Source organism: Enterobacter sp. ODB01 (assembly GCF_001623605.1).
GTDB lineage: Bacteria > Pseudomonadota > Gammaproteobacteria > Enterobacterales > Enterobacteriaceae > Enterobacter > Enterobacter kobei.
In genome coordinates, this window is record NZ_CP015227.1 from 3,020,458 (window position 1) to 3,038,706 (window position 18,249).

At 55.0% G+C, this 18,249-nt stretch carries 15 protein-coding genes; 6 read left to right on the top strand and 9 right to left on the bottom strand.

What is annotated here, in order from left to right:
• Positions 1-4: 4 nt before the first annotated feature.
• On the bottom strand, positions 5-1,537 hold the full coding sequence (locus tag A4308_RS14425) for a YdgA family protein (RefSeq protein ID WP_045282029.1): 1,533 nt from the start codon (positions 1,535-1,537) through the stop codon (positions 5-7).
• Between the two features lie 99 nt (positions 1,538-1,636).
• Positions 1,637-2,812: a mannose-6-phosphate isomerase gene (manA, locus tag A4308_RS14430; protein WP_045282030.1), complete on the bottom strand. Its 1,176-nt coding sequence runs from the start codon at positions 2,810-2,812 to the stop codon at positions 1,637-1,639.
• A 199-nt stretch (positions 2,813-3,011) separates the two neighbouring features.
• Between manA and fumA the strand changes: the two genes are divergently transcribed.
• Both fumA and fumC read left to right on the top strand, forming a co-directional pair.
• Positions 3,012-4,658, top strand: coding sequence for a class I fumarate hydratase FumA (gene fumA, locus A4308_RS14435; RefSeq protein ID WP_045282031.1), 1,647 nt, complete (start codon positions 3,012-3,014; stop codon positions 4,656-4,658).
• A 182-nt stretch (positions 4,659-4,840) separates the two neighbouring features.
• Positions 4,841-6,235 carry a class II fumarate hydratase gene (fumC, locus tag A4308_RS14440; protein ID WP_045134979.1) on the top strand — a complete coding sequence of 465 codons (1,395 nt, stop codon included), beginning with the start codon at positions 4,841-4,843 and terminating at the stop codon, positions 6,233-6,235.
• Here fumC and tus read toward each other — a convergent pair whose 3' ends face one another.
• The 4 genes from tus to rstA form a co-directional block, all read right to left on the bottom strand.
• Positions 6,236-7,165: a DNA replication terminus site-binding protein gene (gene tus, locus A4308_RS14445; protein WP_045282032.1), complete on the bottom strand. Its 930-nt coding sequence runs from the start codon at positions 7,163-7,165 to the stop codon at positions 6,236-6,238.
• A gap of 73 nt (positions 7,166-7,238) precedes the next feature.
• On the bottom strand, positions 7,239-8,537 hold the full coding sequence (rstB, locus tag A4308_RS14450; RefSeq protein ID WP_014883593.1) for a two-component system sensor histidine kinase RstB: 1,299 nt from the start codon (positions 8,535-8,537) through the stop codon (positions 7,239-7,241).
• A 75-nt stretch (positions 8,538-8,612) separates the two neighbouring features.
• Complete coding sequence (locus tag A4308_RS14455; RefSeq protein ID WP_014883594.1) at positions 8,613-8,873, bottom strand: hypothetical protein; 261 nt, start codon at positions 8,871-8,873, stop codon at positions 8,613-8,615.
• A 237-nt stretch (positions 8,874-9,110) separates the two neighbouring features.
• On the bottom strand, positions 9,111-9,827 hold the full coding sequence (gene rstA, locus A4308_RS14460; RefSeq protein ID WP_032636775.1) for a two-component system response regulator RstA: 717 nt from the start codon (positions 9,825-9,827) through the stop codon (positions 9,111-9,113).
• A 128-nt stretch (positions 9,828-9,955) separates the two neighbouring features.
• Here rstA and A4308_RS14465 point away from each other — a divergent pair, with 128 nt between their 5' ends.
• Complete coding sequence (locus tag A4308_RS14465) at positions 9,956-10,291, top strand: GlpM family protein (RefSeq protein ID WP_014883596.1); 336 nt, start codon at positions 9,956-9,958, stop codon at positions 10,289-10,291.
• On the opposite strand, the gene folM is transcribed toward A4308_RS14465, so the two are convergent.
• From folM to ydgH, 3 genes are all read right to left on the bottom strand, one after another.
• Positions 10,288-11,010 carry a dihydromonapterin reductase gene (folM, locus tag A4308_RS14470; protein WP_014883597.1) on the bottom strand — a complete coding sequence of 241 codons (723 nt, stop codon included), beginning with the start codon at positions 11,008-11,010 and terminating at the stop codon, positions 10,288-10,290. The two genes, A4308_RS14465 and folM, sit on opposite strands and share 4 nt — an antisense overlap.
• 40 nt (positions 11,011-11,050) lie before the next feature.
• Positions 11,051-12,433: an amino acid permease gene (locus A4308_RS14475; protein WP_023330267.1), complete on the bottom strand. Its 1,383-nt coding sequence runs from the start codon at positions 12,431-12,433 to the stop codon at positions 11,051-11,053.
• 185 nt (positions 12,434-12,618) lie between these two features.
• Entirely contained in the window at positions 12,619-13,563 is a 945-nt protein-coding gene (gene ydgH / locus A4308_RS14480) for a DUF1471 family protein YdgH (RefSeq protein ID WP_014883599.1), read from the bottom strand.
• A 535-nt stretch (positions 13,564-14,098) separates the two neighbouring features.
• On the opposite strand from ydgH, the gene pntA reads away from it, so the two are divergent.
• From pntA to A4308_RS14495, 3 genes are all read left to right on the top strand, one after another.
• Positions 14,099-15,628: a Re/Si-specific NAD(P)(+) transhydrogenase subunit alpha gene (gene pntA / locus A4308_RS14485; protein WP_023330268.1), complete on the top strand. Its 1,530-nt coding sequence runs from the start codon at positions 14,099-14,101 to the stop codon at positions 15,626-15,628.
• A 10-nt stretch (positions 15,629-15,638) separates the two neighbouring features.
• Positions 15,639-17,027, top strand: coding sequence for a Re/Si-specific NAD(P)(+) transhydrogenase subunit beta (gene pntB / locus A4308_RS14490; RefSeq protein ID WP_023330269.1), 1,389 nt, complete (start codon positions 15,639-15,641; stop codon positions 17,025-17,027).
• 107 nt (positions 17,028-17,134) lie between these two features.
• Complete coding sequence (locus A4308_RS14495) at positions 17,135-18,244, top strand: mechanosensitive ion channel family protein (RefSeq protein ID WP_014883602.1); 1,110 nt, start codon at positions 17,135-17,137, stop codon at positions 18,242-18,244.
• Positions 18,245-18,249 lie beyond the last annotated feature (5 nt).

Consider the following 18,249-nt stretch of genomic DNA (forward strand, 5'->3'; position numbering starts at 1 on the left):
ACGTTTACTGCTGCGGTGCCGCCGGTTCGTCTGGCGCTGCGGGTTCAGCCGGTTCCGGCATCCCCAGCGTCGGCATACCAAACATGCCGACGAAGTCTTCCAGCGGCATTTTGTCGCCGTTGAGCGTAACCTGACCATTGGTGTACTGCAGGCTGGTGGAGATGGTATTGTTTTCCACCTTCGTGATGCGGAACATCTGGCCCATCGCCGCCAGGCCTTTCACCTGCTGGTTCGCCAGTTTACCGGCGTCTTCGTCGCCGTAGCCTTCCAGCTTCGCAATCTGGGTCATAAACTCGGTTGCCATATCCATCGGGATAGTCAGCTTGCTGTCGAGGGACTTCACGCTGCGATCCACTTCCTGCGCCAGCGTCTGCGGTTCACCCGTTGCGGTTGCCGGATCTTTCAGGAACAGAGACAGGTTGAAGTTGGTTTCGCCTTTGCTGTTTTTCCAGCTCAGAGGTGCAACGGTGATCACCGGCTCGCCTTTCAGCAGGATCGGCAGGTTGTTGAACAGCACCGCCATCGCCTGCTGCTGATACGCTTCCGGGTTCTGTTGCAGGGCGGTATTGGTCAGCAACGCCTGGCTCTCTTTGCTGTATTTCTGGCTAAATTCATGCCACGCCTGGCCGTCGATATTGCCGATCTTCAGCGAGAGTTTGCCGGTGCCCAGATCCTGGTTCTGTACCTTCAGGCTTTTCAGCGTGTAGTCCAGCTGGGTGTTGATGCTTTTCCCGTCTTTGGAAACGTCGGATTTGCCGTTGACGTCCATGCCTTCCAGCACGGCCATCTCTTTACCTTCAATCGCGATAGCAATCTTATCAACGGAGAGCGTCTGATCGCCGATACGCTCTTTAAAATCGGTCATACGGCTGTTGCCGTCGGCCTTCAGCTTATTGAAGGTGAGCTGAACTTTTTGGTTGTATTCGTTTACGGCGTTGACCAGGCCGCTTTCCGCTTCACCCGTCAGGGAGAAGACATTGCCATCCCGATCCGCGTCGACTTTGAAATTGCCGCCGCTGAAGGCGACTTTCTCATTCTCTTTCTCATAGTTCAGCGCTTTCAGAGCAATATCAGAACTCGTATCACCGGAGTAGCTGATGCGGGTGTTAATGTCTAAAGGGGATTCATTCTTTGCCAGGTCAAACAACGGTTTAGTGACGTCGTTATTCACCAGCACGGTGTGAACTGATGCCATGGACGGTATCAGATTAAACGATTTCAACTGCGCCAGCGGGAGCGGACCGTGGCTGACCACTTCATCCAGCACCACGCTCTGGCCTGGCTTCAGCCAGCCGTTTTCATTACCGGCCACTGGCTTCACCACCAGTTGCATATGGCTGGTGAACACACCGCGCTGATAGTTCTGATAGCTCAGTTCCAGACCTGCTTCCGGCGCGCTGCGCTTAATCTCTCCATTAGCCTGTGCCACCATCTCAGCCAGACGGCCTTCCAGCTGTTTCCCGGTAAACCAGGAGGCACCCGTCCAGACCACGCCTAACGCTACAATCACTCCAACCGCTACGACCGATTTTTTCATTGCGACTATCCCTAAAATGAAACCAGGCGGTAAAAACCGCCCGGAGATATTAAGCCTGCAACTAGCTTAGCAAGAGTTGTTAAAAAATTCAGTAAGTGCTTAAAGCTTATTGAAAACGCGCGCCAGACGACCGGTACCGCTTACGCTAACCGGAGACTCATTCGCTGCAACGAACGCTGACTCACCGGGCTTAAGTACCAGACGCTGTTCACCTTTGTGCAGCGTGGCTTCGCCTTCGACACAGAACAGGATTGCTGCACTTTCCTGCGCAATGGTGGTTTCGGTCGGGCTCAGGTCGTGCAGGGAGAAGGCAAAATCGTCCACCGGGATCGGGAAGTCCAGCTCTGCACCTGTTTTGACAGGCTGGGTGAGCAGCTCACCTGCCGGTTTTGCCACAAACTTCACGTTGGCAACCAGCTCAGGAATATAGATATATTTCGGCGTCAGGCCCGCGCGCAGCACGTTATCGGAGTTGGCCATCACCTCCAGCGCCACGCCCTGCAGGTAGGCGTGCGGGGTTTCCGCGAACAGGAACATCGCTTCGCCCGGGTTCAGTTTCACCACGTTCAGCAGCAGGGGAGAGAACAGGCCGCTGTCGTCCGGGTAGAACGCGGAAATCAGACGGATGGTTTCCCACGGTTCACCGTGCTGGCTGTCCAGCGTCGCTTTCAGCACCGCCAGCGCGTGAGATTTCTCTTCACCCTGCATATTCAGCAGGCTGGCAAACAGCTGGCTCAGCGCGTCGGCATTCGGGTTTTCAAGGAAGTGGGCGATAGCCTTGTTAGCACCCGCGACCGGTTGCAGCAGGGAAACGATCTCGGAAAATTCGCGGAATGCGTTCATCGCCAGGAACGGGGTCAGCGCAAAGACCAGTTCCGGCTTGTGATTCGGATCTTTGTAGTTACGCTCGGCAGCGTCTAACGGGATACCCGCCGCGTTCTCTTTCGCAAAGCCGATTTCAGAGGCTTTTTTGTTCGGGTGAACCTGGATGGAGAGCGGCTGGTCGGCACACAGGACTTTAAACAGGAACGGCAGTTCACCGAAGCGCTGAGCAACGTTGTCGCCCAACAGCGCGGATTTATCGGCATCGATCACGTCACGCAGGCTGCGTACCTGGCCGCTGGCGTCTGCAATTTTTGAGCTGCTCTTCGGGTGTGCCCCCATCCACAGCTCTGCCATCGGCAGGTTGTTGGGGTTAGCGATACCGTAGAGATCCGTTAACGCAGTTTTACTTCCCCAGGCGTAGTTTTGCACTGAGTTAATGAGTTTTTGCATTATCAAGCCCTGATTCAATTGTGGAATTAACTTCGGGTATTAAAGCAATAAACCACATGGAAGTAACCTGTGGATGTAAAAAGTCGTACTAGTCTCAGTTTTTGTTAAAAAATTGTGTAGGATAAGCTGACTCGCTTTTAAGCCGGGCAGCGGAACATCTGCCCTGAATAAACAGACCGAAGCAGTAAGTGAGAGAACAATGTCGAATAAACCCTTCCATTATCAGGATCCTTTCCCCCTCAGTAAGGATCAGACCGAGTATTACCTGTTAACCCGCGATCACGTCTCCGTTTCTGAGTTTGAAGGTCAAGAGATCCTTAAGGTGGATCCGCAGGCGCTGACGCTGCTGGCGCAGCACGCTTTCCACGACGCCTCGTTTATGCTCCGTCCTGCGCATCAGCAGCAGGTAGCCGATATTCTGAGCGACCCGGAAGCCAGCGAGAACGATAAATACGTTGCCCTGCAGTTCCTGCGTAACTCCGATATCGCGGCGAAAGGCATTCTGCCAACCTGTCAGGACACCGGCACGGCGATTATCGTTGGTAAAAAAGGCCAGCGCGTCTGGACCGGCGGCGGTGATGAAGCGGCGCTGGCCCACGGTGTTTACAACACCTATACCGAAGATAACCTGCGCTACTCGCAAAACGCGGCGCTGGATATGTACAAAGAGGTCAACACCGGCACCAACCTGCCCGCACAGATAGATCTCTACAGCGTCGACGGTGATGAGTACAAATTCCTCTGCATCGCCAAAGGCGGCGGTTCGGCCAACAAAACCTATCTCTACCAGGAAACCAAAGCGCTGCTCACCCCGGGCAAGCTGAAGAACTACCTGGTCGAGAAAATGCGTACTCTCGGTACGGCTGCATGCCCGCCGTACCACATCGCGTTTGTGATTGGCGGTACCTCGGCTGAGAGCACGCTGAAAACCGTCAAACTGGCCTCAACCAAATACTATGACGGTCTGCCAACGGAAGGTAATGAACACGGCCAGGCATTCCGCGACGTGCAGCTTGAGCAGGAGCTACTGGAAGAAGCGCGTAACCTGGGGCTCGGCGCACAGTTTGGCGGTAAATACTTTGCTCACGACGTGCGCGTGATCCGTCTGCCGCGTCACGGTGCATCCTGCCCGGTCGGCATGGGCGTTTCCTGCTCTGCGGATCGCAACATCAAGGCGAAGATCAACCGCGAAGGCATCTGGATCGAAAAACTGGAAAACAACCCAGGCAAATACATCCCGGAAGAACTGCGTAAAGCGGGTGAGGGGGAAGCGGTTCGCGTTGACCTTAACCGTCCGATGAAAGAGATCCTGGCCCAGCTTTCTCAGTACCCGGTGTCGACTCGCCTCTCTCTGAACGGCACGATTATCGTCGGCCGTGACATTGCGCACGCGAAGCTGAAAGAGCGTCTGGATAACGGTGAAGGGCTGCCGCAGTACATTAAAGATCACCCGATCTACTACGCAGGACCGGCCAAAACGCCTGAAGGCTATGCTTCCGGCTCGTTAGGTCCTACCACGGCGGGCCGTATGGACTCCTACGTTGACCAGCTGCAGGCCAACGGCGGCAGCATGATCATGCTGGCAAAAGGCAACCGTAGCCAGCAGGTAACGGACGCATGCCATAAGCATGGCGGTTTCTACCTGGGCAGCATCGGCGGCCCGGCGGCGGTCCTTGCGCAGGGTAGTATAAAGAGCCTGGAATGCGTGGAATACCCGGAACTGGGTATGGAAGCCATCTGGAAAATTGAAGTGGAAGATTTCCCGGCGTTTATCCTGGTGGATGACAAAGGTAACGACTTCTTCAGGCAAATCCAGTCGTCCCAGTGTTCAGCGTGTGTGAAGTAGTCTGAAGAAAATGCCGGGTGGCGCTGACGCTTACCCGGCCTACATTCTCGTAGGTCGGGTAAGCGTCAGCGCCACCCGACTCCAAAAAGAGCGCACAAAGCGCCATATCGTTTCTCAGAAGTCATCAATACTTATCTCTTAAGCATGTGAGCAATCCCGACAGTGTTATCAAGGAGAAAGTAATGACAACGGTACGCCATGAGAAAGACTCTATGGGCGCAATCGAGGTTCCGGCTGACAAGCTATGGGGCGCGCAAACCCAGCGTTCGCTGGAACACTTCCGTATTTCGACCGAAAAAATGCCCGTCTCGCTGATTCAGGCGCTGGCACTCACCAAACGTGCAGCGGCAAAAGTAAACCAGGATTTAGGCCTGCTGGGCGCAGATAAAGCCACCGCGATCATTAATGCCGCCGACGAAGTGCTGGCCGGTAAACATCCCGACGAATTTCCCCTCGCCATCTGGCAAACCGGTTCCGGTACCCAAAGCAACATGAACATGAACGAAGTGCTGGCGAACCGGGCAAGTGAACTGCTGGGCGGCGTGCGCGGCATGGAGCGTAAGATCCACCCGAACGATGACGTTAACAAAAGCCAGAGTTCCAACGACGTCTTCCCGACGGCGATGCACGTAGCGGCGGTGATCGCGATCCGCGAGCAGCTTATTCCGCAGCTCAACGTGCTCAAAACCACGCTCAACGAGAAAGCGCAGGCCTTCCGCGACATCGTTAAAATTGGCCGTACTCACCTTCAGGACGCTACGCCACTGACGCTCGGTCAGGAGATTTCCGGCTGGGTGGCGATGCTGGAACATAACCTGAAGCATATCGAGAACAGTTTGCCCCATCTGGCGGAGCTGGCGCTCGGTGGCACGGCGGTCGGTACCGGGTTAAATACGCATCCTGAGTACGCGGTGCGCGTGGCGAAGGAGCTTGCGGCCATTACCGGACAGCCATTCGTCACGGCGCCCAATAAATTCGAAGCGCTGGCGACCTGCGATGCGCTGGTTCACACCCACGGCGCGCTGAAAGGTCTGGCGGCTTCGCTGATGAAAATTGCCAACGACGTCCGCTGGCTGGCCTCAGGGCCGCGCTGCGGTATCGGTGAAATCAGCATTCCGGAAAACGAGCCGGGCAGCTCTATCATGCCGGGTAAAGTCAACCCGACCCAGTGCGAAGCCATGACCATGCTCTGCTGTCAGGTGATGGGCAACGACGTGGCCGTTAACCTGGGCGGCGCGTCCGGCAACTTCGAGCTAAACGTCTATCGTCCGATGGTGATTCATAACGTGCTGCAATCTGTTCGTCTGCTGGCCGACGGGATGGAGAGCTTTAACGAGCATTGTGCGGTGGGCATAGAGCCAAACCGCGAGCGCATCAGCCAGCTGCTGAATGAGTCTCTGATGCTGGTCACCGCACTCAATACCCATATCGGCTACGACAAGGCCGCCGAGATCGCCAAAAAGGCGCACAAAGAGGGGCTAACGCTGAAAGCTGCCGCTCTGGCGCTGGGTTATCTAACGGAGGCGGAATTTGACGCCTGGGTTCGCCCGGAAGCGATGGTCGGCAGTCTGAAATAATCATCCCGCCACATACAGGTGCAGCCGCGGAATAATCAGCTGTAGCGGCTGCGCCTGAGGCCGATAACGGTGCTGAACATTTTCAGCATCGTAATTCAGCAGCTCACCAATATCCGGCACGATGGCGCCCTGATCGGCATCATAAAGCGCAATCAGCGGCGTCGGGCAGGCATATTGTACCTGTTTTTGCTGACCGGAATACCAGACGCGAGCGATAGGCTGCACCTTTACCGGACGCTTAATTTTGAGGCGCGTATCCGCCGGTAACGAGGCGATGCTGTGATACTCCTGCTCCAGACGCTCAATCCACTGTTCACGCGACCACGGTGCAACGGTACGCGGTGCCTTAAGACTTTTTTCCAGCTGCGCCAGCACCTCATCCCGGGTGAAGTTTTTAATGATGTGCTTATTCGCCCAGCCGAAGCGTAGCGTGGCAGGGTGACGCAGTACAGTCAGCGTGCGGTAGGCATTAAGGGTAATTAATCCCGGAAGCTGGCGGTGCACCCACTCAAACCGGGCGGCCGGAGCGAGGCCGGACTCTTCGGTCACTATCTTCTCAAACGTTGCTTTCAGGGCGTTGATATGCGCAATCTGGTTTTCCAGCGCCTCGCGCGTGGTGGCATCGGTTTGCAGGCAGATCACGCCCGGCAGGCGCACGGCCGCCTTGCTGCTGCGCTGTTCCGACTGCTGCTGAATAAAAAGGTGGCGGTAGTGCTTCAGGGCCAGCTCAAGCGCGGCGCCGCCGATATGCTGCTTCACCTCAATGGCGTCGAGCGGATCGTGCTCCGCGCCTTTGGCGATATCGGGCAGGGTAAAGACGCGCGCGGCCAGCAGGCGGCAGGTCTGTAAACGCGCGGTCAGCGTCAGCAATTCGTGTTCTATTTCGCGGAACGTGCTGTTCAGCCGTTCGATGAGATCGTAGGTTGCCATAAACACTCTCATTAGTTACAACATACTTATCATATAGCACAGCACGCCGGGTCAGGCCAGCGTGCGGTTAAGGTCAGACAGGGACGGGAAGGGCGATGTTATGGTACACCGGCCAGTTAAAGCAGAAGCGTGCGCCGCCGAGTTCGCTCTCCTCACAATGCACCGTGCCGCCCATGGCCTGCGCAATAGAGTAAACAATGGCCAGCCCCAGTCCGCACCCGCCGGTGGCGCGATCGCGGCTGGGATCGAGGCGGACAAACGGTTCAAATACGGTTTCTCGTGCTTCCGGGGCAATTCCCGGTCCATCGTCTTCAACTGTCAGGCTTGCCTGGTTACCCTGCAAATCCAGTCCAATCTGAAGCGTACTTTCGCTGTAGCGCATGGCGTTGTTCAGCAGGTTATCAAGCACGCGCTCCATCAGCCGCATATCGAGCGCGCCGTAATCGCCGGGCGTGACGCGCGTCAACAGCGTGCGTTGCGGGTTCACGCTCTGGACATCATCAATATGGGTTTGCAGCCAGGCGGGCAGATCTGGCGCACTGAGGTTCAGCTCGTTTTGTGGGCGGTCGAGGCGCGCGTAGGTGAGCAGCTCTTCAATCAGCGCTTCAAGCTGACCAATATCGCGGTTTAGCGCGAGTGACTCCGCTTCTGTCAGATTCTCGCTCATCTCCAGACGATAACGCAGGCGAACCAGTGGCGTGCGCAGCTCGTGGGCAATACCGTCGATTAGCTGTTTTTTACTGGCGATCAGGGCATTAATATTATCGGCCATCTGGTTAAAGGCCACGCCCAGCCGTTCAAAGCTGGAACCGCTGTCGAAGTGAATGCGCTCGGTGAAATGCCCCTCGCCAAAACGCTGTGCGGCGGATTCCAGCTTCAGCATGTCCTGCCAGTGGGGACGCATCCAGATAAAGACCGGAAACGCGAGCGAAATGGCGATAAAGGCCATCAACGCCATGTCCAGCAGGCGCATCTGGTGAAGATAATAGAGATAAGGAACCGGCCCGACAGCCAGCACATAATGGCTGCGCGGAATACGCTGGATAAAGGTGTATTTCTCATCCAGCGCCACGATATCGCCATCGCGCAGGCGCTGCATTGCGGGCGGATCTAACTCGAAATCTTTTAATGGCTCGATGCGTAAATCAAATGACAGGTTCAGATCGAGTTCTTTGAGGGTGTTCGCCCAGTCGTGCGGCGGGATCTCTCTGAGTTCGCTCCGCATCAGATACAGCGAGCTTTTCATCAAATCGTCCAGCGACTGCCTGCCCGCACGTTCGGCGGTAAATTTATAGACCAGCCCGACCAGCATGGTCATGACCAGGAAGCAGACAAACAGTAAAAGATAAAACTGCACAAACAGCTTTTTCATTCCATCTCACCGGAAAAACGCGATAGGCAGAATATACATGAAAAACCTCACCTGTTTTCATGTCTGTGACGCCTCTTACATTGCGTGCGCACTTCTTTTAACCTTGGCGATGAGTTTTTCCGTGACGGCCAGGCCTTCCGCAATGTGCGTATCAATCACGTCCGTTCCGAAGTCCCTGATTAAGTCCAGGAGCATTTCGTAAGACTGAATCAGTTCCAGCAGGTCAAAGAGCGCTTTTAGGTCGGTACCTGAGGGGGAGGATTGCTTAAAGGTTAGCTGATTAACAATCCATTCAAGATTGGTTTTGATGGCTTCTACTTCATGGTAGCTATACATATTTCATAGGCTTAAATCCTCACTTCAAGATTTCATGGGAGGGAATGTGCGGAACAGGTGTAAGCAGGTAGCGGGGCCGGTGCGGCCTGAAGAAGAGACAATTGAACTTTAATTATGGATTAGATAGCGTGCTTAGCAAGTATTTGTTGCGCAAACGGGTAATTAAACGCGAGAAAGAGAAGGCATCGCGGTGTAATGCCTTCATTTCGAGCATGTTTGGTTAGCTGGTGAGCGTAATCAGGTTTCCCAGGCGTGCGGGGCAAACAGATAACCTTTGTTACGCACGGTTTTAATGCGGTAGGGCTCGGTGGCATTATCCTGCAACTTTTTGCGCAGGCGCGAAATCGCAACGTCGACGCTGCGGTCCATGCCGTCATAGCTCACGCCACGCAGGTTTTTCAGCAGCGCGTCACGGTCCATGATTTGCCCGGCATGCGTTGCCAGTTCCCACAGCAGGTCAAAGTCGGCGGTGGAGAGGGCGATAAGCTCGCCGGAAAGCAGCACCTGGCGGTTGATCGGATCGATAGACAGCGTACCAAAACGCATCGCTTTGTGCGGCGTCAGAGAGGGGGCGGGCGATTCGCGTTCGACACTCGCGTGCTGGCGCAAATGCAGGCGCAGACGGGCAAGCAGAACGGCAGGCGGTGTGGTTTTCAGAATGTAATCGTTGGCACCCATCTCCAGCGACAGGATATGGTTCATATCGCTGTCCAGAGAGGTGAGCAACACGATAGGACCTTCCCAGCGGGCGCGCAGGTCGCGGCAGAGGGTCATGCCGTCTTTGCCAGGCAACATGATATCCAGCAGCACCAGGTCCGGGTTTTCACGGACGACCACCTCTTCGGCCCGATCGCCGCGAGGCTCAACAATGACGTCCATATCATGTTTGCCCAGATAGGCGGCGATCAACTGCCCGACTTCGGGTTCGTCTTCAACATAAACAATCTTATTCATACAACGTCTGTTTTCGTGAAAAAAGCCAACATACACCGCGGAACCTTAACCTTCCATTAATCTTTCAAAATTAACGCCGCTTCCGTTATTCTGGCTCATATTGTTATTTGATTGTTATAGGAAAAAGTATGGGGCTGGTGATCAAAGCGGCGCTGGGAGCGCTGGTGGTGTTACTGATAGGCATTCTGGCAAAAACCAAAAACTACTATATTGCCGGGCTGATCCCGCTTTTCCCGACCTTTGCGCTTATTGCCCATTATATTGTGGCGTCTGAACGGGGAACCGAGGCGCTACGCACCACCATTGTGTTTGGTATGTGGTCTATCATCCCCTATTTTCTCTACCTGCTTTCGTTATGGTATTTCACCGGTTTTCTACGGCTTCCCCTGGCGCTGGGCGGGGCAGTGGTTTGCTGGGGGCTCAGCGCCTGGGTGTTAATTTTCTTCTGGAGCCGCTTTCACTAGCGTAACGGGCGGCCGCCGTCCACGGCAAAGGTTCTGCCGGTGACATAGCAACTGGTGAGCAGGTAATCCACAAGGTCGATCACCTCTTTCTCGCCTGGGGCTATTTTCATGAGCGACTTATTGAGCGCCTGCTGGCGATACTCCGCATCATCGTTTTCATTAAATAAAATCATCGCCGGAGCGATGGCATTCACCTTCACCTCAGGCGCGAGCTTGCGGGCGAACGAACGCGTCATGTTATCCAGCGCGGCTTTACTGGCCGCATAGGCGATGTGCTTGTCGCTGCCGCGTTCCACTACATAGTCGGTGAAGTGAATAATGTCCCCCGCAGCATGACCATGGCCACGCAGCAGATCCTGCAGGGCGTGGTTAAGCAGATAAGGGGCATTGACGTGGATCTGCAGCATCGCGGAGAGCGTTTCGCTGAGTGACGTGCCGGGTTTCTCGGCCCGCCAGGCGCTGGCGTTATGGATCACGGCGCGCAACCCCGTGGTGGTGGCTTTCACCTTCTCAGCAAAGGCCAGAATGCCCTCATCAGTGGAAAAATCGGCCTGAATACAGACGGCTCCGGCTTTGCGCAAACCCTCAATTGACGGGTATTCCGTACGGTAACTGACAATGACCGGATGGCGAAGGTTGAGAAAATGATGGGCGAGGGCGAGGCCGATACGGCGGCCTCCACCCGTGATCAGTATTGGGCGAAGCGGTGTATTTCCCATCGTATTCTCCTTTACAGTTCAACAATGGGAAAGACGAGGGCTATCCCATTAACATCCAGGTTGCCGGAACGGCAGCAACCAGTAACAGCCCGATTAAGGCCATCTCACGCCGTCTCAGCGCGTTCTCCAGCTGATGCGTGCGGCGGGCGTAGATAAACACCAGCAGACCCGGCGCATACAGCACTACCGACAGCAGCAGATGCATAGGCCCGGAAGCATACAACAACCACAGACCGTAAATACAGGCCCCGATACCCACGATATAATGCGCCGGACGCGTGGCGATTTTTAACAAATACGCGCCCACTAAGAAATAGGGTACCAGAATCATCTCTGAGGCGATGGTCAGCAGGGTGTTATAGTCTGAACCTGTGAGCCAGATCAGCACCAGACAGACCTGAACGCTAATATTGGTCAGCCAGAGAGACGCTGAAGGGGCATTATTTTGGTTTTGACGGGCAAACAGGCGTGGAAACGCTTTGTGCGTCGCGGCCAGGAACGGCACTTCAGCCGCCATGATGGTCCAGCTCAGGTACGCGCCGCAGACGGAGACGATCAATCCCGCGGCAATCACAACGTCACCCCACGGGCCAAGCATTTTCACCATCAGCCCGGCCATTGACGGGTTACGCATTTCGGCCAGTTCAGGACGCGCCACCACGCCCAGCGACAGCAGCGTGACCAGCAGATACACGCCCAGCGCCGCCAGGACGGCCAGCAGCGTGGCACGGCCCACATCACGTTTGTTACGCGCGCGGGCAGAGACCACGACTGCCCCCTCAACGCCGATGAATACCCACAGGGTGATCAGCATCGTGTTTTTCACCTGCTCCCAGACCGGAACGCCCAGCGCAATGCCGCTGAAATCAAGCGTAAACACATCAAGACGAAACGCAATAAAGGCCAGTACGATAAACAGGCCGAGCGGCACCAGTTTCGCCAGCGTTGCCACCAGGTTGATGCTGGCGGCGGTCTGGACGCCGCGCAAAATCAGCCAGTGAACTACCCAGAGCAGCACCGAGGCACCGACAATTGACTGCCAGGTATTGCCGTCACCAAACAGACGCAGTTCAGGCGTATCGGTAAAGAAGCTGAGCGCTGAGAAAACGATCACCAGATAGGAGACGTTGGCGATCACCGCGCACAGCCAGTAGCCCCAGGCGGAGCAGAAGCCGATCAGCTCGCCAAATCCTTCACGCGCATAGGTGAAAATACCGCCGTCCAGATCGGGGCGAATGCGGGTGAGCAGCAGCATGGCGAACGCCAGCAGCAATATCCCGACGCCGGTAATCCCCCAGCCGATGAGTAACGCGGCGGGGCTTGCGACGGCAGCCATGTTCTGCGGTAAACTGAATACGCCCGCACCCAGCATTGAGCTTAAAACGAGTGCAGTCAGAGCACTCAGGCCAAGTTTCTTTTCCATTGGCTTCCTGTTATGAAAAGTCCCAATCCAGAATAATTATTTCGCTGCGGCGCATAAAAATGGTGGATTACACTAAGGCGCGGGATTTTACGGAGTGTCACGAAAGCATGCAATGATGTGTGGCAGAAATTCGAAAAAAGTAACAAAAAAAGGCGGCATTGCGCCGCCTTTGGTCAATGATTTTATTACTTGTACAGATCGGCGCTGATGGTCACGTTGTTACCACGTTCCTGCCACTGGCGGGTGATATGGTAATACTTCGCCCCTTTCTTCGCCGCACGCTTCGCGACCTGGTAAGAGACTTCCGTCATGTTGCCGTAGTTGCCGGTAAACTTGATGCTGTCGAACGGCACCATCTGTGCAGCAGTGGCTTTGTTCAGCTCTTCAATTTTGGTGCCGTCTGGCAGCGTCACGGAATAGCGGCCACCTTTCGTGGATTGCGTTTCAAAGAAACGGCCCACTTCAGCGCTTGGTGCCGCAGTCGTCGCTACGCCTGGAATTTCAACTTTCTTCGCTTCTTCGCCGCCTTTCGCTATCGCCGCGCGACCCGCTTCGGAGTCAGCAGGGATGGCATCCGGGCTCTGCAGAACGCGTTTCTTCGCATCTTCTTTATAGATGAATGCGGTAATACGCTGGTTGCCGCCCTGGTTAGCATCCACCTGGCGCACGATATAGAACGAGTAGGCCCCTTTCTCTTTCGCGGCTTTGGTGATGGCATCGTTCACTTCAGGCTGGCTGCGATAGAAGCCCTGAACGGTAACGGTGTCGTACGGTTCCAGCTCAATTGCCTGATCTTTTGGCAGCTCAACGATACCGTTAATCACACGGTTTTTCGGTGCGTCTGCTTTTGGCGCATTGTCTTTATACAGCGCAATGGTTACGCGCTGGTTGCCGCTGTTGCCATAATCAGACTGGTCAACAACGTAAAACGAGGCCGCCCCGTTTTTATCAGCGGCTTTTGATGCGGCGGCGACGGCATCGCCAATAGAATTATAACGACCCACAATGACCGTATGGTCAAAAGGTTTTAACGCTGCCGCTTGCTCTGGCGTTAACTCTGTTGCGGCATTCGCAGACAGGGCGGTCGCACAGAGAAGTGCGGACGCCAGGAGTGTGTTCTTAAGCTTCATAAAAATAATCCTTCGCCTTGCGCAAACCATGTACTGGTATTGTTGTTAATTTGAGACGGCCCCGATTATGGCATTTAAAACCCGTCGCTGTCTGCGCCATTTTTCACTGCCTGTGCTCACTGAATTAACGAATTCGATAACATTTAGTGATATGTTGAAAAAACAGGCGTTTGACAAGTAAAACTGATAAAGCATATGACTTTTACAAGTTAATTTAATGTTAATAACTTGTTCTCTTATGGCGCTATATCATGTTTTTACCGCTTCGCTTGCGCTATTTATCGGTTCTGGCGATGAATTTAAGGTAAATATCACTGTCAGTGACGCCGATCGCTTATTTTTCACAGATAAAGTAAGAAATAGTGTTTTCTGGCGGTAGATCACGGGCGCTATTTTCAGTAGGTTATAGACAGTTTGTTACTGTTTTATTTTCCGGGGTTAATCATCTCTCATCGCTATGAGAATGGCGAAAATTGATACAAACCGCGGGCATTTATCGACAAACCATCATCAAAAACCGATGGAAGGGAAAACTATGCGTATTGGGGTACCAAAAGAACGGTTAGCCAATGAAACCCGCGTAGCGGCAACACCGAAAACGGTGGAGCAACTGCTTAAGCTGGGTTTTACCGTCGCGGTTGAAAGCGGCGCAGGCAAACTGGCGAGTTTCGATGACGAGGCCTTTATCCAGGCGGGTGCGGAAGTGGTGGACGGTGCTGAAGTCTGGCAGTCGCCGGTTATTCTGAAGGTTAACGCACCGGAAGAGAGTGAGATTGCGCTCCTGAATCCGGGCACCACGCTGGTGAGCTTCATCTGGCCTGCGCAAAATCCAGCGCTTATGGAGAAGCTGGCTGCACGTGGCGTGACCGTGATGGCGATGGACTCCGTGCCGCGCATTTCGCGCGCGCAGTCGCTGGATGCCTTAAGCTCCATGGCTAACATTGCGGGTTATCGCGCGATTGTGGAAGCGGCTCACGAATTTGGACGCTTCTTTACCGGTCAGATCACCGCGGCGGGGAAAGTCCCTCCGGCAAAAGTCATGGTGATTGGTGCGGGTGTGGCAGGGCTTGCCGCAATCGGTGCGGCAAACAGCCTCGGCGCTATCGTGCGCGCATTTGATACCCGTCCGGAGGTGAAGGAACAGGTCCAGAGTATGGGTGCCGAATTCCTTGAGCTGGACTTCAAGGAAGAAGCGGGCAGCGGTGACGGTTACGCGAAAGTCATGTCCGAAGCCTTTATCAAAGCCGAAATGGAACTCTTCGCCGCTCAGGCGAAAGATGTCGACATTATTGTGACCACCGCGCTGATTCCGGGTAAACCTGCGCCGAAGCTTATCACCCGTGAGATGGTGGATTCCATGAAGCCGGGCAGCGTGATTGTCGACCTGGCGGCGCAAAACGGCGGTAACTGTGAGTACACCGTTGCTAATCAGGTGACGACCACCGCCAACGGCGTGAAGGTGATCGGCTATACCGATCTGCCAGGCCGCCTGCCAACGCAGTCGTCTCAGCTGTACGGCACCAACCTGGTTAACCTGCTGAAGCTGCTGTGCAAAGAGAAAGACGGAAACGTCACCGTTGATTTCGACGATGTCGTGGTGCGCGGTGTTACCGTTGTCCGTGATGGTGAAATCACCTGGCCGGCACCGCCGATTCAGGTTTCTGCTCAGCCTCAGGCCGCGCCGAAAGCGGCGCCAGAGCCAAAAGAACCCGCTAAACCGGCGTCTCCATGGCGTAAATACGCCATCATGGCGCTGGTCATTATCCTGTTCGGCTGGCTGGCTGACGTCGCGCCGAAAGAGTTCCTCGGCCACTTTACCGTCTTCGCGCTCTCCTGCGTGGTCGGTTACTACGTGGTGTGGAACGTCTCCCACGCGTTGCACACGCCGCTGATGTCGGTAACCAACGCCATCTCCGGGATTATCGTGGTCGGGGCGTTACTGCAGATTGGTCACGGCGGCTGGATCAGCTTCCTGAGCTTTATTGCGGTGCTGATCGCCAGTATCAATATTTTCGGTGGTTTCACCGTGACTCAGCGCATGCTGAAAATGTTTCGTAAAGGCTAAGGGGTAGCATATGTCTGGAGGATTAGTCACAGCCGCATACATTGTTGCTGCAATCCTGTTTATTTTCAGTCTGGCGGGGCTTTCCAAACACGAAACGTCTCAGCAGGGGAATAACTTTGGTATCGCCGGGATGGCGATTGCGCTGATCGCCACCATCTTCGGGCCGGACACCGGTAACGTGGCGTGGATCCTGGTGGCGATGATCATCGGCGGCGCGATCGGTATTCGCCTGGCGAAACGCGTTGAAATGACCGAGATGCCGGAGCTGGTTGCTATTCTGCACAGCTTTGTGGGTCTGGCGGCCGTGCTGGTGGGCTTCAACAGCTACCTGTATCACGAACCGGGTCTGGAACCGATTCTGGTCAACATTCACCTGACCGAAGTGTTCCTCGGCATCTTTATTGGTGCGGTGACCTTCACCGGCTCAATTGTGGCGTTCGGCAAACTGCGCGGTAAGATTTCGTCTAAACCGCTGATGCTGCCAAACCGTCACAAGCTGAACCTGGCGGCGCTGGTGGTATCGTTTGTACTGATGGTCATCTTCGTGCGTACCGAAAGCGTGGGCCTGCAGGTGCTGGCATTACTGGTGATGACCCTCATCGCGCTGGCATTTGGCTGGCACCTGGTGGCGTCTATCGGTGGTGCGGATATGCCGGTGGTGGTCTCCATGCTGAACTCCTACTCCGGTTGGGCGGCGGCGGCGGCAGGCTTTATGCTGAGCAACGACCTGCTGATCGTCACCGGTGCGCTGGTGGGTTCATCTGGTGCGATCCTGTCTTACATCATGTGTAAGGCGATGAATCGTTCGTTTATCAGCGTTATCGCCGGGGGATTTGGTTCTGATGGCTCCTCTACCGGTTCTGATGAAGAAGTGGGTGAGCACCGTGAGATCAGCGCGGAAGATACCGCAGAGATGCTGAAAAACTCGCACTCGGTCATTATCACCCCGGGCTATGGCATGGCGGTGGCGCAGGCGCAGTATCCGGTCGCAGAAATTACTGAGAAGCTGCGCGCGCGTGGGATCAAGGTTCGCTTTGGTATTCACCCGGTGGCGGGACGTCTGCCAGGCCACATGAACGTGCTGCTGGCGGAAGCGAAAGTGCCTTACGACATCGTGCTGGAGATGGACGAGATCAACGATGATTTCGCCGATACCGACACCGTGCTGGTCATTGGTGCTAACGACACCGTTAACCCGGCGGCGCAGGACGATCCGCGCAGCCCAATCGCGGGTATGCCGGTTCTGGAAGTATGGAAGGCGCAGAACGTGATTGTCTTCAAACGCTCCATGAACACCGGCTATGCTGGCGTGCAGAACCCGCTGTTCTTCAAAGAGAACACCCACATGCTGTTTGGCGACGCCAAAGCCAGCGTGGATGCGATTCTGAAAGCACTGTAATTTCGCTTCACCCTGACAAACCGCTCTTCGGGGCGGTTTTCTTATTTCTGCGGTCAGCTTTTCTCCTCTGTCTATACTTTACCCTTTGTGTAAGACGAGGAGGTGTAATGCAATTTCTGTCCCGCTTCGACATCATCGCGTTGATGATGACGCCGACATTTTGGGTAGGCGTCGCCACGGTTGTCTTTGTCACGCTGCTGGTGTACTGGCTGCTGACGCGCCTGATCGCGTTCGTTAAGAAAGGGATCACCACCTGGGGCGACAAACACCCGACCACCAACCGGATGCGTTTTATCCTGAGCGATATGCTTAACAGGACGAGTCGGATCCTGCTTTTTGTCGTAGCACTTCTGTTCAGCCTGCGTTTTGTTGACTTACCCGATCATCTTTTTGGCACGGTCAGCCATGCCTGGTTCCTGGTTTTCGCGATTCAGGTGGCACTGTGGATGGATCAGGGCGTTGTGTCGTGGCTACGTCACGTCATGCTGGCACCGGGAAGTCATAAAAATCCGGTTACGCTGGTGATCACGGGGCTTATTCTCCGTGCCATTGTCTGGTCAGTGATGCTGCTGTCTATTCTTGCTAACGCGGGCGTCAACATCACTGCTCTGGTTGCCAGCCTTGGGGTGGGGGGGATTGCCATCGCTCTCGCCGTACAAACGATCCTGAGCGACGTGTTTGCCTCCCTGTCCATTGGTTTTGATAAGCCGTTTGAAATTGGTGATTTTGTGGTGTTCAACGACGTGGCGGGGACGGTAGAGCACATTGGCCTTAAAACGACCCGCATACGCAGCCTGAGCGGGGAGCAGATCGTCTGCGGCAACGCCATTTTGCTCCAGCAAACACTCCACAACTACAAACGTATGCAGACACGTCGTATCGTCTTTACCTTTGGCGTGGCCAGCGACACGCCGCCCGATAAGCTGCGCTACGTGGGGGATATGGTCAGGCAAATCATCACCGATGTGGGTGAGACAAAATTCGATCGTGCCCATTTTCTCGGATTTGACCGCGACCGTCTGACGTTTGAAGTCGTTCATATCGTCAATACCGCGGATTACAACAAATACATGGATATCCAGCAGGAGATCAATATCCGTATTCTTGAAGGGCTGAATGCTCAGGAGATTAAGCTGGCACTGCCGAGCATGGTATTGCACGCGCCGTGGATGCAGGATGAGCCGGGTGAACAGCCGAAGCCGGTGATGGAGAGCTGAAAAAA

Bases quoted from the DNA above. Each gene is read 5' to 3' on its own strand.
- folM (WP_014883597.1), bottom strand. From the start codon at position 11,010: ATGGGAAATACACCGCTTCGCCCAATACTGATCACGGGTGGAGGCCGC.
- pntB (WP_023330269.1), top strand. From the start codon at position 15,639: ATGTCTGGAGGATTAGTCACAGCCGCATACATTGTTGCTGCAATCCTG.
- A4308_RS14425 (WP_045282029.1), bottom strand. From the start codon at position 1,537: ATGAAAAAATCGGTCGTAGCGGTTGGAGTGATTGTAGCGTTAGGCGTG.
- A4308_RS14455 (WP_014883594.1), bottom strand. From the start codon at position 8,873: ATGTATAGCTACCATGAAGTAGAAGCCATCAAAACCAATCTTGAATGG.
- rstB (WP_014883593.1), bottom strand. From the start codon at position 8,537: ATGAAAAAGCTGTTTGTGCAGTTTTATCTTTTACTGTTTGTCTGCTTC.
- ydgH (WP_014883599.1), bottom strand. From the start codon at position 13,563: ATGAAGCTTAAGAACACACTCCTGGCGTCCGCACTTCTCTGTGCGACC.
- A4308_RS14465 (WP_014883596.1), top strand. From the start codon at position 9,956: ATGGGGCTGGTGATCAAAGCGGCGCTGGGAGCGCTGGTGGTGTTACTG.
- tus (WP_045282032.1), bottom strand. From the start codon at position 7,165: ATGGCAACCTACGATCTCATCGAACGGCTGAACAGCACGTTCCGCGAA.
- A4308_RS14475 (WP_023330267.1), bottom strand. From the start codon at position 12,433: ATGGAAAAGAAACTTGGCCTGAGTGCTCTGACTGCACTCGTTTTAAGC.
- rstA (WP_032636775.1), bottom strand. From the start codon at position 9,827: ATGAATAAGATTGTTTATGTTGAAGACGAACCCGAAGTCGGGCAGTTG.
- pntA (WP_023330268.1), top strand. From the start codon at position 14,099: ATGCGTATTGGGGTACCAAAAGAACGGTTAGCCAATGAAACCCGCGTA.
- manA (WP_045282030.1), bottom strand. From the start codon at position 2,812: ATGCAAAAACTCATTAACTCAGTGCAAAACTACGCCTGGGGAAGTAAA.
- fumA (WP_045282031.1), top strand. From the start codon at position 3,012: ATGTCGAATAAACCCTTCCATTATCAGGATCCTTTCCCCCTCAGTAAG.
- A4308_RS14495 (WP_014883602.1), top strand. From the start codon at position 17,135: ATGCAATTTCTGTCCCGCTTCGACATCATCGCGTTGATGATGACGCCG.
- fumC (WP_045134979.1), top strand. From the start codon at position 4,841: ATGACAACGGTACGCCATGAGAAAGACTCTATGGGCGCAATCGAGGTT.